Source organism: Acutalibacter muris, assembly GCF_002201475.1.
Lineage (GTDB): Bacteria > Bacillota > Clostridia > Oscillospirales > Acutalibacteraceae > Acutalibacter > Acutalibacter muris.
The window spans coordinates 1,464,821-1,477,574 of record NZ_CP021422.1 but is presented as its reverse complement, the minus strand read 5'-3'; the positions used below and the strand labels follow the sequence as shown (position 1 = coordinate 1,477,574).

The following is a 12,754-nucleotide window of genomic DNA, read 5'->3' as shown; positions in this document are numbered from 1 at the left end:
AAAAGTTCTCTATGATAGCCATAAGGCCGACACTCCGTAAAGAAGTTTCGGCCTCCTTTGGCATATTCTTTTAACGTCTACTCCTCGCTGTCGTCAGGCTGGTCGGGCTTCTGCATATTGCGCTCCAGCCACTGGGTATAGGTCATAAGCACCTGGCGGGGCTTGGAACCCTCGTGGGGGCCCACTATGCCCAGCTGCTCCATCTCGTCGATAAGCCGCCCGGCCCGGGCATAGCCCAGGCGCAGCCGCCGCTGTAACAGTGACGTGCTGGCCTGGCCTGCCTCCACCACCACCTTGATGGCCTCGTCCATCATGGGGTCGGTCTCGCCGGAGCGCTCGCCGTCGTCCTCCTTCTGGTCGCCGGTGTTGGCGGCGTTGCGCTCAATCTCCTCGATGATCTCAGTATCGTACTCCATCTGCTTGGTCTTCTTCACAAACTCCACTATGGAGGAGATCTCCTCGTCCGACACATAGCAGCCCTGGACCCGGAGGGGCTTGTTGCTGCCCACCGGGGCGAAGAGCATATCCCCCTGGCCCAGCAGCTTGTCCGCGCCCACGGTATCGATAATGGTGCGGGAGTCCACCGCCGTGGAGACGGTCAGGGCTATGCGGCTGGGGATATTGGCCTTGATAAGGCCGGTGACCACGTCCACCGAGGGACGCTGTGTGGCCACCACCAGGTGCATACCGGCGGCCCGGGCCAGCTGGGCCAGACGGCAGATGGAGTCCTCCACCTCCTTGGGGGTGGCCATCATCAGGTCCGCCAGCTCGTCGATTATAATAACTATCTGGGGCATGGCGGGCATGGGCTGGCCGTTCCCGTCCTCATAGTTCTGGGCCTCGGCCAGGTTATTATAGCCCTGGAGGTTACGGACGTTGTTCTCTGAGAATATCTTATAGCGCTTCATCATCTCGTTCACTGCCCAGCCCAGGGCTCCCGCCGCTTTATGGGGGTCGGTGACCACGGGCACCAGCATATGGGGCAGGCCGTTATAGCCGGTGAGCTCCACCGCCTTGGGGTCTATCATCAGGAAACGCACCTCGTCGGGACTGGCCTTATAGAGCATACTGATTATCATGGAGTTGGTACATACAGACTTACCGGAACCCGTAGTGCCCGCTATAAGTATATGGGGCATCCGGGCAAGGTCGGCCACCACCGGCTGGCCGGCTATGTCCCGGCCAAGGGCCACGGAGAGCTTGCTCTTTGAGGTCTGGAAGGCGTTGGACTGCACCAGGTCCCTCATGCGCACCGAGCTGCGGGAGCGGTTGGGCACTTCTATGCCCACCGCCGCCTTGCCGGGTATTGGGGCCTCTATCCTGACGCCTGTGGCCGCAAGGTTCAGGGCCAGGTCGTCGGAGAGGGAGGTTATCTTGCTTATCTTCACCCCCGCTGCAGGCTGTATCTCATACCGGGTGACCGACGGGCCCCGGCAGATATCCATTATCTTTGTGCTGACCCCGAAGCTGTTTAAGGTGTCCACCAGTATCTTCCCGTTTGTTTGGAGCTCCTCGGTCTCCTTGGCCCGGTCGGCCTGGGGGCTCATGGCCAGCATTGTAATGGGCGGGAAACAGTAGCTTCCCGGGGTCTGGAGCTGGTCCAGGGCCTGATACAGGGCGTTCTCCTGTGGGGTGGCCTGGCGGGGCTCGGGCTCCTGCATACGCGGCTTCGGCATGGGGATATCGAGCTCTGGCTCCTTCTCGGGTTCGGGCGCGCTCTCCTCCTGCTTTGGGGAAACCTCCTCTGGCTGGGGCTCCGGCTCGTCTATAATTGGCGCGGGCGGGTTCGGGGAGAATACCGGGTTTGCCGGGAGACGGTCCTCGGGGGCCTCCTCGGGTTCGGGCTTCTCCTCCGGCACGGGCTGAAGCTCGGGCCGGGGTGCTTCTATACCAAACACCTTCTCCAGCTTATCCAGCTTCTCGCTGCGCTTTTGCTTTTTCCTGGGCTCCACCGGCGGGAACAGGGCGTTGGAGCCGCTGGCGGCGGACCCCATGGGTATAGAGGGCTCTAAAGGCACATCGATGGCGGAGCGGGCCTCCCAGTCCTCCTGAAGTATCACCCGCTCCTCCTCCCGGCGCTGGCGGGCGGTCTGGAGGCCCTCGTTCACCACTTCAACCGGCTTCTTGATGGTTCGGAACAGGCCGATAAGGGTGGTGCCGGTGAGTATCATCACGCTGACGAACAGCAGCAGCAGGATTATTATTTTCGCGCCGGTCTTCCCCGCCGCGCTTATGAGCAGCTGGCCCAGAAGCCCGCCCATCACGCCGCCGCCGACGCCCGCGTTGGTGCGGTATAGGGCGGTTATGTAATCGAAGACGGAGAGGCCGTCGGATATCTTTGCCCCGCCGAAGATGAAGCCTGTGGCGCAGAACAGCAGTATCACCACCGCCGTCAGCCATACCTTCCCGCTTATAGAGCCCATGGGCCGGTCCAGTGTGGTTATAACCGCCACGTATATCATCAAAATAGGCCAAAGCATGGCCCAGCCGCCGAAAAGCCCCAAAATAGCGTTATGGGCCCATTCCCAAAGACTGTCGCCCTCAAATATTGTCAGGCACCCGATAAAGATGGCGCAGGCAAACAGCACCACCGCCCGCACCTGATTCTTCTGCCGGATCTCCTCGGCGGTGGGCTTCGGCGGAGCGTGTTTCCTGGCCCCGGCTTTCTTATTCCCGGCCGGCTTGCTCTGCGCGGTTGTAGCAGGCGCGCGTTTCTTGGCTGTGCTTCGTGCACCCCCGCCGCGTTTAGCCTGGGTGCTCCCGGTTGATGGCTTTTTTTGTTCGGACAACTGACCTTCCTCCCTATCCCTCGGTTTTTAACGTCTCTTAATTTATGGTTCTAAAGCGGCTTGCCGGTAAAAAGGTTCTGCCCTGTGCTCATCTCGTACAGCGCAATGCCTGTCACCGCCAGCCCCGCGATAAGTGTGTAAACAGCAAAGATACTCAGCTTATTCGTGGTGACTATCCATTTGAGAAGCTTAATGGCCAAAAAGCCCACGATAGCCGCGGTTATCACTCCCACTATCAGCGTCACCGTGCCGATGGCCTCCCCCTCTGCGCCCGCGTCCTTTATGGACAGCAGGGCCGCTGCGGCTATTGACGGTATACCCAGCACAAAGGAGTAGTCAAGAGCCGTCTGCTGGTCTATGCCCCGCATGAGCCCCACGGACATAGTGGAGCCCGAGCGGGAGAGCCCCGGGAACACCGCCGCCAGACATTGGGTCACGCCGGTTATAACGGCGTCCGCCACAGTGTACTGGGTGCGCCCGGCCTTTGCCCCCCTGGCCCAGTGCTTTCCGGGGGCCCTGGAGGCGGCTGTGCGGCGGCTGGCAAGTATACCCAGGAACAGCATTAAGCTTGTGGCCAGGAGGGCCAGGCCCTCTACTAAAATACTGCTGTCCGAGGCAAGCTGCTCCGACAGGTCCTTTATCTTCATATCCGTGCCCGGTATGGGCAAAAACAGCAGGAACAGAGGCAATAGGCCTATCACCAGCATGAATATCAGCCGCCTGTCACCGTTCATCTCGCCCCATTTAAATCGGCCCCGGAACAGGTCGGCTATGAGCAGCCCAAATTCTTTAAGCAGCCGCCAGATAAGCTTGCGGTACACGAATACCACCGCTATCAGCGTGCCCAAATGCAGCATAACGTCAAACAGTATCCCCGGCAGCTCTATGCCGAAGATATGCTGGGAAATGGACAGATGGCCGGAGCTTGAGACCGGCAGAAATTCCGTGGCGCCCTGTATAACGCCCTGGAGTATCGCGTCAAATATTGTCATGGTTTCTCCTTATGTAGGCGGACATAGTTAACGCGGTCCCGCGTTTACTATAACGCCGCCTTATTTCAGTCTTGTTTCTTTTTGGGCCGCCCGGGCCTGCGCTTCTTTTTCTCCTTGTCTATCATGGAGTTCAGACAGTCCATGGCGTCCGAGAGGGAGCCAAGGGAATCGATAAGCCCCTCCTCCACCGCGTCCGGGCCGTCTAAGACCGTGCCCACATCCATCACCAACTCCTGGGTGTTCATGGAGAGGGTGGTGAAGCGCTCCTTGGTGATGTTGGAGTTCTGGGTGACGAAGTTAGTAATGCGGTCCTGCATACGCTGGAAATATTCCAGGGTCTGGGGTATGCCCAGCACCAGGCCGTTCATACGCACCGGGTGTATGGTCATGGACGCGGACTCGGCGATAAAGGACTTCTTCGCCGCCACAGCCAGGGGCACCCCGATGGAGTGGCCGCCCCCCAGCACCAGGGAGACAGTGGGCTTCTTCATGCCCGCCACCAGCTCCGCCAGGGCAAGCCCCGCCTCCACGTCGCCGCCCACGGTGTTCAGGAGCATTAAAAGGCCGTCTATCTCCGGGTCCTCCTCCACGGCCACTATCTGAGGTATCACGTGCTCATACTTGGTGGTCTTGTTCTGGGAGGGGGAAATATAGTGTCCCTCTATCTGGCCGATGATGGTAAGGCAGTGTATGGTATGCCCATGGTTGTGGGTCACCACCGAGCCGCTCTCGTTTATCTGCTTCTGCTGGTCGTTCCAGCCGTCCTGGACCGGGGCCTCCTGCTCCTCGCCGGAGTTCTTCACGGCCTTTACACTGGTCTTCTTTGATACGTCTTTTTTCATAGCGCAGCACTCTCCTTTGTATCAGAAAGTGTGCCCATTTTGCCGCTAAACATACCGCCGTACTAGGCCACAGCGAATATTATACCACTTTTTTCCCTATTGGGCAAGTCCGTGGAGCCATGAAAAATAAATGAAAAAAATTCGTAAGAAAAATGAGGGGCCGAAGCCCCCCACCAGCTTATTTCCCTCCGCCGATAATTTTGATTTTGTCCGCAGAGAGCCCGGTCTGCTCCATAACGGCCTCCTGGATAATGAGCATATCGCTGTCCCCCAGGTCCCCGGAGACCAAAACGCTGCACTGCTCCTGTGCTATGTACGCCACGCATTCCTCATAGCCCTTTGCCTTTAGGACCCCCTCCACGTTGGTCTCCTTCAGGATGCTCTGGGCCATGGCGGACGCTTCGTCCACGGCGGCCTTCTTGGCTTCAGAGTCGGCCTCTACGTCCTCGAGCACCTTATCAAGAAGCTCCAGCGCCTCGTCCCGGGAGGCCTGGCGGTTCATGCGGGCCTCGGCAAAGCTGTCGGCGGAGGCGTTGGCCTGCTCCGAGCCCAGAAGGTCGTCGGAGACCGTCTCCACATAGGCGTTGTTCACCAGCTGGGCCGCCCCCAGCTGGCTGCTTGTGTCCCCGGCGCCATCGCCCACAGGCAGCTTGTTTGTCCCGGCGAACTGCCAGTTCAGATACACCGCTGCCCCCAGCGCCAGCACCAGAGACGCCAAAACTAACTGCTTTCTTCCTAGCTTCTTCATCATTGAATGACCCACCTTTTACTTTGATAATTTCGCCATAGTTAACACAAAGTGTTAACTATTCTGCTCCGTCTACCACGCAGACCCGCCCCGCTGAGACCCCCAGCAGGGCCCGGGCGGCATTGACCAGCTTTTCCCGCACAGCGGGGTCTCCCGCCGCCCGGCTGACTATCACCGCCCCCTGTACCCGGGGCTGCCGCTGTTCGAGGGCCAGGCCGTGCTCAGAACCGCCGTTGTCCTTGATGATGACGTAAGAGCTCTCCCGCTGGCCACCGCCCTCCCGGCTGTCGGCGGCATATACGCCGCTGCCGGAATCCTCAAGGGTTATCATCACCTGGGGGTTCTGCTCGCCGGTCACCGCCCGGACTATGCGGCACAGGTCCTCCTCCAGTTCCTGCCGGTACTGAGAGCCTGTAACCTGCGGGGAGGAGCTCTCCGGGGCCTCCGCAGCGGGCTCCTCTCGGGGCGACAGGCTTGAAAGCCATATGAGCACAATGCCGGCCATGCCCAGGATAACGGCAGCCCTCACCAGCCTTCGGTCCTTCGCGGCGTTCTGGAGCCAGCCCTTGAGTTTTCCAAGCTCCGGCGTTTTAAACCCAAGCTTATCAAGCCCCATCCGCCGTCACCTCCAGAGGTACGCCCTCCAGCACGCTTTCCAGCAGGGCCCGGGCGCGCCTGGCCTCGCTGTCAAAGGCGAAAGTCAAGCTGGCCTTTGTACATGATATGCTGTTATCCTCAGTTATATGGATATCCGCGCGGATTTTTTTCGCCTCGATCCCGGCCGAAGCCAAAAGCCCCTTTATATAACTTTCTACCTCCTCCCGGGCAGCGGCGATGTATTGGTCCTCCATATACTCGTTAAGCTCTTGGTTTTCTCCCATTTCATCAGGAGCCACAGGCCACTCCCAGTCCACCGATATCACCGCCGCGCAGAGCGAAGCTATCAGCGCCAGCGCCACAAGCCCACGGACAAAGCCCAGCATCTTATCCTTCGGACATAGCCTGGAAACCAGCCCGGCGGCAATGAGCACGCCGCACATCGCGCCCGCCGCCCGCAAAGTGTCTGCCATAACGGTACCTCCTTTCTATTATCCGCCGGCCAGCAGCACAGCCGCCGCGCTGGCAACGCATGCGGCGCATATACTGCCCAAAAGGGCCAGCACCATTTTCACCGTGGAAACCGCCGCCTCCATAAGAGCGCTTATGGCTTTAACCCGGAACAGCTCTCCAAATCCCTTGCCTATCATGCACACCCCCGCCCACAGGGCGCACTCAGCCATGGCCGGGGCAAAGATGCACATCGCGGCCAGTATGCCAAAAGCCCCCGTCCCGGATTTTACGATATGTACGCTGTTCTGTATGGCGGCCACCGCGTCCCCAAGGGCCCCGCCCACTATGGGTACTCCAGCGGACAGGGCCAGCTTCGCGGCCTTTCCTGCGGCCGCGTCCACCTGGGCGTTCACAGCGGTCTGTACAGAGAGTATGGCGGCGAAAAGGGTCACAAGGACTGTCAGCGCCCATTTGCCCAGTCTGTACAGCGCCTCGGCCAGCCCGCCCAGCTCTGTGCCGGAGACCGCCCCAGCCACTGATAATCCCAGATAGATTTGCAGCAGAGGAAGAAACACGCCTCCCGCCAGAACGGGCACCGCCGCCCCCGCCAGCATCGTGAGGAAACTGTAGCCGCCGCCTGTGGCAAGATTCCCGCCGGCCACAAGAAGCCCGGCGTACACCGGCACCGCCGCCGTCAAAAACGCCGACGCGGCCCCCGCCACCCGCTGGCACCCAGTGAGCAGTCCCAGCACCGGCGCGGATAGTATCAGCCCGCAGGCCGCGGCTCCCACCAGCGGGGCAATGCCTTCGCCCTCTGAAATGCCGTCCGCCAGCCTGCAAAGCGCCGCCACCCCCAGAATTGCCGCAAGAGCTTTAAGGGGCGCTGAAAGCTTGTCCCGCAGAAGGGTGGATACCATCCCAAATATCCTCTCTCCCGATAGCCCGCCGGTCACCTGGCCGCCGTCCACCCCAAGACCCCGGAGCAGTTCCTTGGTCTCGTCGTCCAGGCTGTCGAAAAGCCCCGGGGCCCCGCTTTTTTCATATATCTCGCCGCCCTGGGCCCGGGCCGGCGATGGGCACAACACCATAAACGCCGCAAACGCCAGCACAAAAATTAAAAGCTTTTTTACCTTTCCTGCTCTCATAGGCTCATGATCTCTCCCAGAAATTCAAACAGCTTCGAGAGAACCGGCATTGCCGCCCCCAGCACCGCTGCCCGCGTTCCCAGCTGTACAGCATAGGCCAGGGCGCTCTCCCCCGCGTCCTTGCACAGCCGGACGGCAAGCTCTCCCACCACCGTCAGTCCCACGGCCTTCAGCATTACCGACATACAAAGCTCAAAAATTCCCTCCATATTCATAGCTGGAAGGTGGTCTTGATGGCCTGGAACAGGGCGTCTATCTCGTTTATTATCATCATCAGCACCACGATAAGCCCCGCCAGCGTGGTCATAAGGGCCTGCTCCTCCCTACCCGAGCGGATAAGCAGCTGGTTTAAGACCGCCACGATTATGCCTATGGCGGCTATCTTGAAGATGAGCTCCACTTCCATTGCTTTCGGCCTCCCGTGTCTTATATTAGGAGCACCCACGCCCCCAGCCCAAAGAGCACCCCCAGCCCTATATAAAGCCGCGAACGCTCCCTTTGGGCCTCCCGGGCCTCTGTAAGGTGCTGCCGGGCCCGGGCCATGCACAGCCGCAGATGTCCCAGCTGCCCCTCGGTGCCGCTGGCCCCAAGACCGGCGGCAAAGTCCCGGAACAGTTCCCTGTCCTTTTGGACCCGCAGGAGCCTTGCCCCCGCCCCAGCCAGCGCGCCGCAGGGGTCCGTACAGAACCCGGGCTCCTCTGCCGCCTCCCGGCAGAAGGGGCTGTTGCTGGCCCTTATCAGCTCCGGAAGCGGGCGGGCGGAATAGGGTATCTCCGTCATGAGCCATTGCATAAGCGCCTCAAGCTGTGTCAAGAGGCCCACCCGCGTATGCAGCTCCCATGAGCGCCCAATGCCCCAGATAACTCCGGCTGATATCAACAGTACAGAACCTGCCAGTCTCATTCTCCCGCACGGCTCTCCACTGGCAGGGCATTCCCTATGATCTCCACCGCCGCCGTCTCACAGGGGCTCTCGCGGCCCCTTAGGGTGACAAGCGTGCCGAAGGCCCCGGTGGAGAGCAGCTCCTGACAGATATAACGCCCGCGTGGATTTTTGCCGCTGTGCACAGTAGCTATAAGCCCAACCCCCGCCCGGGCCGCGCTTTTCACCGCATCGATGTCGCCCGGGGCCAGCTCATCACAGAGGAGGATCTCCGGGGACAGGCTCCTGACGGCCATTTCAAAGCCCGCCGCTTTCGGGCAGTTTTTCAGCACGTCCGCCAGGGGTCCCAGGTCAAAGGCCGAGAGTTCCCCCCGGCTGTCCAGCACCGCCACGCGTCTACCCGGCCCGAAGCGGCCCATGGAGAGGGAGCGGGCAATATCCCGCAAAATTGTGGTCTTGCCGCTGCCGGGCTCCCCGGCAATGAGGACCCCGTCTCTGAAATCCACGCCGGAGAGAAAAAGCCTGTCCCCACAGCCGGGGCTGTCCCGGGGTATGCGGAACACTATGGAGGTGATGTCCCGCAGGGCCTTGACCCTGCTCCCCTCCAGCACCGCCGTCCCACAGACCCCGGCCCTGCACAGCCCGTCCACCTGGACATAGCCCTCCCGTATCTCCTCCTCGTGGCTGAACACGGACTGGCCGCAGATATGGAAGAACAGCTCCTGAAGCTCAGCAGCGCTTACAGACAGCAGGCCGGGAGACGGAGCTCTGTCCGCTCCGCCCCGCTTCAGGAAAAAGGCCCCCTCCCGGCCGCAGACGGATATAGGCTGTCCGGCCTTGAAACGGAGGTCCTGGGCCTGGGCTTTTATTCGGTCCGACAGCGCCAGAAGGTCGTCCCTATAAAGGGGTATATGACTGGCAATACGGTCAAATGCTTTCATTCGTGATACCCGCTTTCTCGTTTTATATAACTAGTCCATATGTATGGGGCAGGAGGAAAAAATAGAACAGGCCCCGCCAAAAGCAGGAGCCTGCCATGTATCAGCTTTACTATGTCATTTCTTTTTGCGGCGATACCAGTCCACAAAGACCGCAAGCCCCGCCGACGCAATTACAGCGACGGCCACAAAGCCCCAAAGCATATAAAAGAATCCCACACCCTCCCCCTTATGCCGGAGAGGAGCATTTGACGCGGTTTAAAACGCGTCTACTACCGTCTCCTGCCAGGGGCCCTCCCCCTCGTCCCGGGCCTGGGCAAGCACATACAGCTGCTGCTGGGGGCTGATGTCCCTCAGCGCTGTCAAAGCCTCCTGGCCGATAAGGGGGTTTAGGCGCACCGCCGTATAAAGAGGCGGGGTCTCCTTGCCCGGGGGCAGAAAATCTCCGGTCCGGCTGTTTTTATAGTATAGGTATGCGCCCTTGGCTGTCCAGTATTCCCCGCTGTCCTCCGTAAAGCCGCCAGAACTCACAAATCCCCCCGGGGTCATGTGCCCTGCCTCAAGCACCGGCTCGCCCTCCACCGACGGGACGCATACCCTGACCCGCAGCTTGCAGCCGGCCAGGCTCTGGTTCCTAAAGCTCAGGCTTGAATCGGTACATTCCCCCGGCCGCAGTACGGGCGCGGCTTCGCCGTCCTCCGAGCCTACTGCCACCGCTTGTATAGCGGCAGGCTCCTGACTGGGGCCAAGGGTGGAGCAGAGCCCCCACACTCCGGCCAGCAGGGCCAGCGCTATGGCTGTGAGCCATTTCCCGGTCCTCATACGTCCGCCCCCAATCTGAAGCTGCCGCCCGCCGCGATGTTGGGGGAGCCGCCCAGGGTGAAGCGCAGGGTCTCGCCGCTGCGGGAGGGGTCGACGGTGTCGTTCTCCTCACAAAGTCCAAGGCGACAGACCTCCTGCTCCTCCTGCCCCACGGCGGTGACAGTATAGGTACCAAAAGGCAGGCCGGTGAATTCGGCCAAAAGACAGGGCGGCCCGCCCTGGGGGTCCGGGTCCGGCCGGGCCTCGGCATACATACTCAGCCCCCTGCCCTGAAGCTCAAGGAGCACCGTGCCGGTCTCCACACAGGGGCCCTCTGCCCGGACACGGATAGTCCCGCTCTTTACCCGCACGCGGTATATGAGCTCCAGCCAGGCGTCCCTGCCGTCCTCCCTGTGGAGCACGGCGGAGATGTGGTAGTCCGTGTCCTGGCGGGGCCTTTCCCCGGCAAGCTCCTCCAGGTTTCTCTGACCCTCCGGGCTTATCCACCAGCACTCTATCTCTCCGGGCTCGTCCCCGAAGGCCCTTGCCGCCTGCTCCTCCAAGGGGATACCGTTCACCCGAAGGGGCACCGCCTCGCCCAGGAACAGGGTCTCCTCCAGCCACACCGCGTCCATGGCGGAGCTTTTGGGGGATATGTATAGGAGCGCCGCACACGCCGCCAGTGGCAGAAGCCTTATAAATCGCTTGATGTTTGCCTGCATACATACTTCTCCTCTCTGGGAATATTTTATAGTAAAATACCATGCCTTGCCCGGGAAAACTGTCAAACTTTGGCCCAAGCGCCGCCCAAGCCGGAAAAAGCTTGCAACCGGGCGGGTTTTGGGCTATAATATGTCAGATACTGGTATAAGAGGTGCTACCCATGTAGTTATTGAGTTACTATAATTATTATATTATTTGAAATAGAATGGAGAGTATATCATGCCTGATAATAGAGCCGAAATAGAAAAGCGCCGCACCTTTGCCATAATCTCCCACCCGGACGCGGGCAAAACCACCCTTACGGAAAAATTCCTGCTCTACGGCGGGGCCATCGCCCTGGCGGGAATGGTCAAGGGCAAGCGCAACTCCCGCCACGCCGTGTCCGACTGGATGGAGATAGAGAAGCAGCGCGGCATATCCGTCACCTCCTCCGTAATGCAGTTCCAGTATGACGGCTTCTGCATAAATATCCTGGACACCCCCGGCCATCAGGACTTCTCAGAGGACACCTACCGCACCCTGATGGCGGCGGACTCCGCCGTGATGGTCATAGATGCGGGCAAGGGCGTGGAGGCCCAGACCAGAAAGCTCTTTAAGGTCTGCGTCCTGCGGGACATACCCATCTTCACCTTCATAAACAAGATGGACCGGGACTCACGCAGCCCCTATGACCTCTTGGACGAGATAGAGAAGGAACTGGGCATAGGCACCTATCCCATGAACTGGCCCATAGGCTCCGGGGTGGACTTTAAGGGGGTCTATGACCGGGAGAAGGACAAGGTGCTGAGATTTATTCCCGAGGAGAGCGGCGCGGGCCGCCGGGAGGTCCAGGAGCAGGACTTCTCTCTGGACGACCCGGCGCTGCCCGGGGCCATTGGCGAATATCTTTATGATGCCCTTAAAGACGACGTGGAGCTCCTGGACGGGGCGGGCTACGAGTTCGACCTGGAACGGGTGCGCCACGGAAAGCTCTCGCCGGTGTTCTTCGGGTCGGCGCTGACGAACTTCGGGGTGGAGCCCTTTCTGGAGCAGTTTTTAAAGCTCACGCCCCCGCCCCTCTCGCGCCAGGCCGAGGGGAGGACTGTCGACCCCTTTGCAGAGGATTTCTCCGCCTTCGTCTTTAAGATACAGGCCAACATGAACAAGGCCCACCGGGACCGCATAGCCTTTATACGCATATGCAGCGGCAAGTTCGAGAAGGGCATGGAGGTCGAGCACGTCCAGGGCGGGCGGCGCATGAAGCTGAGCCAGCCCCAGCAGCTTATGGCACAGAGCCGTGAGATAATCGACGAGGCCTATGCCGGGGACATCATCGGCGTATTCGACCCTGGAGTGTTCTCCATAGGCGACACCCTGTGCGCGCCGGGGAAGAAGCTAAAATTCCAGGGCATACCCACCTTCGCGCCGGAGCTCTTCAGCCTTGTGCGGCAGAAGGACACCATGAAGCGCAAGCAGTTCGTCAAGGGCGCAAACCAGATCGCCCAGGAGGGCGCTATCCAGATCTTCCAGGAGATAAACTCCGGCATGGAGGAGATCATCGTGGGCGTTGTGGGCAGCTTACAGTTCGACGTGTTCCAGTACCGCATGGAGAACGAGTATAACGTGGAGGTCCATATGCAGACCCTCCCCTACTCCTTCATACGCTGGATAGACAACGAGGGGCTGGACGAGGCAGCGCTTAGAAAGCTTAACCTGACCTCTGATACCAAAAAGGTGCAGGACCTTAAGGGGCGGTATCTTCTGCTGTTCTCCAATCAGTGGAGCATCAACTGGGCGCTGGAGAGGAATGAGGGATTGCTGCTTTCCGAATTCAGTGAAAACTAAAAACTTAAAAACTGCCCCCT

14 protein-coding genes are annotated in these 12,754 nt (G+C 60.1%); 1 reads left to right on the top strand and 13 read right to left on the bottom strand.

The genetic code is table 11. From position 1 onward, the window contains the following. Positions 1 to 77: 77 nt before the first annotated feature. The 13 genes from ADH66_RS07540 to ADH66_RS07480 form a co-directional block, all read right to left on the bottom strand. Positions 78 to 2,789, bottom strand: coding sequence for a DNA translocase FtsK 4TM domain-containing protein (locus ADH66_RS07540; protein ID WP_066533858.1), 2,712 nt, complete (start codon positions 2,787 to 2,789; stop codon positions 78 to 80). 50 nt (positions 2,790 to 2,839) lie between these two features. After that, positions 2,840 to 3,781 carry an undecaprenyl-diphosphate phosphatase gene (locus ADH66_RS07535; RefSeq protein WP_066533860.1) on the bottom strand — a complete coding sequence of 314 codons (942 nt, stop codon included), beginning with the start codon at positions 3,779 to 3,781 and terminating at the stop codon, positions 2,840 to 2,842. A 65-nt stretch (positions 3,782 to 3,846) separates the two neighbouring features. Next, on the bottom strand, positions 3,847 to 4,623 hold the full coding sequence (locus ADH66_RS07530) for a ClpP family protease (RefSeq protein WP_066533862.1): 777 nt from the start codon (positions 4,621 to 4,623) through the stop codon (positions 3,847 to 3,849). 178 nt (positions 4,624 to 4,801) lie between these two features. Next, on the bottom strand, positions 4,802 to 5,374 hold the full coding sequence (locus ADH66_RS07525; protein WP_084384170.1) for a SpoIIIAH-like family protein: 573 nt from the start codon (positions 5,372 to 5,374) through the stop codon (positions 4,802 to 4,804). A gap of 55 nt (positions 5,375 to 5,429) precedes the next feature. Then, the gene (locus ADH66_RS07520) at positions 5,430 to 5,987 is read right to left on the bottom strand and encodes a hypothetical protein (protein ID WP_066533866.1); all 558 of its coding nucleotides are present in this window, start codon (positions 5,985 to 5,987) and stop codon (positions 5,430 to 5,432) included. Beyond that, positions 5,977 to 6,441: a hypothetical protein gene (locus ADH66_RS07515; RefSeq protein ID WP_066533869.1), complete on the bottom strand. Its 465-nt coding sequence runs from the start codon at positions 6,439 to 6,441 to the stop codon at positions 5,977 to 5,979. The genes ADH66_RS07520 and ADH66_RS07515 overlap by 11 nt, the downstream gene beginning before the upstream one ends. A gap of 18 nt (positions 6,442 to 6,459) precedes the next feature. After that, entirely contained in the window at positions 6,460 to 7,566 is a 1,107-nt protein-coding gene (locus ADH66_RS07510; protein WP_066533872.1) for a stage III sporulation protein AE, read from the bottom strand. Further along, positions 7,563 to 7,781: a stage III sporulation AC/AD family protein gene (locus ADH66_RS07505; RefSeq protein WP_066533873.1), complete on the bottom strand. Its 219-nt coding sequence runs from the start codon at positions 7,779 to 7,781 to the stop codon at positions 7,563 to 7,565. Before ADH66_RS07505 ends, ADH66_RS07510 begins: the two co-directional genes overlap by 4 nt. Further along, the gene (gene spoIIIAC, locus ADH66_RS07500; RefSeq protein WP_066533875.1) at positions 7,778 to 7,972 is read right to left on the bottom strand and encodes a stage III sporulation protein AC; all 195 of its coding nucleotides are present in this window, start codon (positions 7,970 to 7,972) and stop codon (positions 7,778 to 7,780) included. Before spoIIIAC ends, ADH66_RS07505 begins: the two co-directional genes overlap by 4 nt. A gap of 20 nt (positions 7,973 to 7,992) precedes the next feature. Next, the gene (locus tag ADH66_RS07495; RefSeq protein WP_066533877.1) at positions 7,993 to 8,469 is read right to left on the bottom strand and encodes a stage III sporulation protein AB; all 477 of its coding nucleotides are present in this window, start codon (positions 8,467 to 8,469) and stop codon (positions 7,993 to 7,995) included. Beyond that, positions 8,466 to 9,389, bottom strand: a complete 924-nt coding sequence (locus tag ADH66_RS07490; RefSeq protein ID WP_066533879.1) for a hypothetical protein — start codon at positions 9,387 to 9,389, stop codon at positions 8,466 to 8,468. The genes ADH66_RS07495 and ADH66_RS07490 overlap by 4 nt, the downstream gene beginning before the upstream one ends. A gap of 255 nt (positions 9,390 to 9,644) precedes the next feature. Next, positions 9,645 to 10,208 (bottom strand): hypothetical protein, encoded by a 564-nt coding sequence (locus ADH66_RS07485; RefSeq protein ID WP_066533880.1) that lies wholly within the window; start codon positions 10,206 to 10,208, stop codon positions 9,645 to 9,647. After that, positions 10,205 to 10,909 carry a hypothetical protein gene (locus ADH66_RS07480; RefSeq protein ID WP_066533883.1) on the bottom strand — a complete coding sequence of 235 codons (705 nt, stop codon included), beginning with the start codon at positions 10,907 to 10,909 and terminating at the stop codon, positions 10,205 to 10,207. The genes ADH66_RS07485 and ADH66_RS07480 overlap by 4 nt, the downstream gene beginning before the upstream one ends. A 220-nt stretch (positions 10,910 to 11,129) precedes the next feature. On the opposite strand from ADH66_RS07480, the gene ADH66_RS07475 reads away from it, so the two are divergent. Continuing rightward, a complete protein-coding gene (locus ADH66_RS07475; protein WP_066533886.1) occupies positions 11,130 to 12,734 on the top strand; it encodes a peptide chain release factor 3 in 1,605 nt (534 codons plus the stop codon). Positions 12,735 to 12,754: the final 20 nt, after the last annotated feature.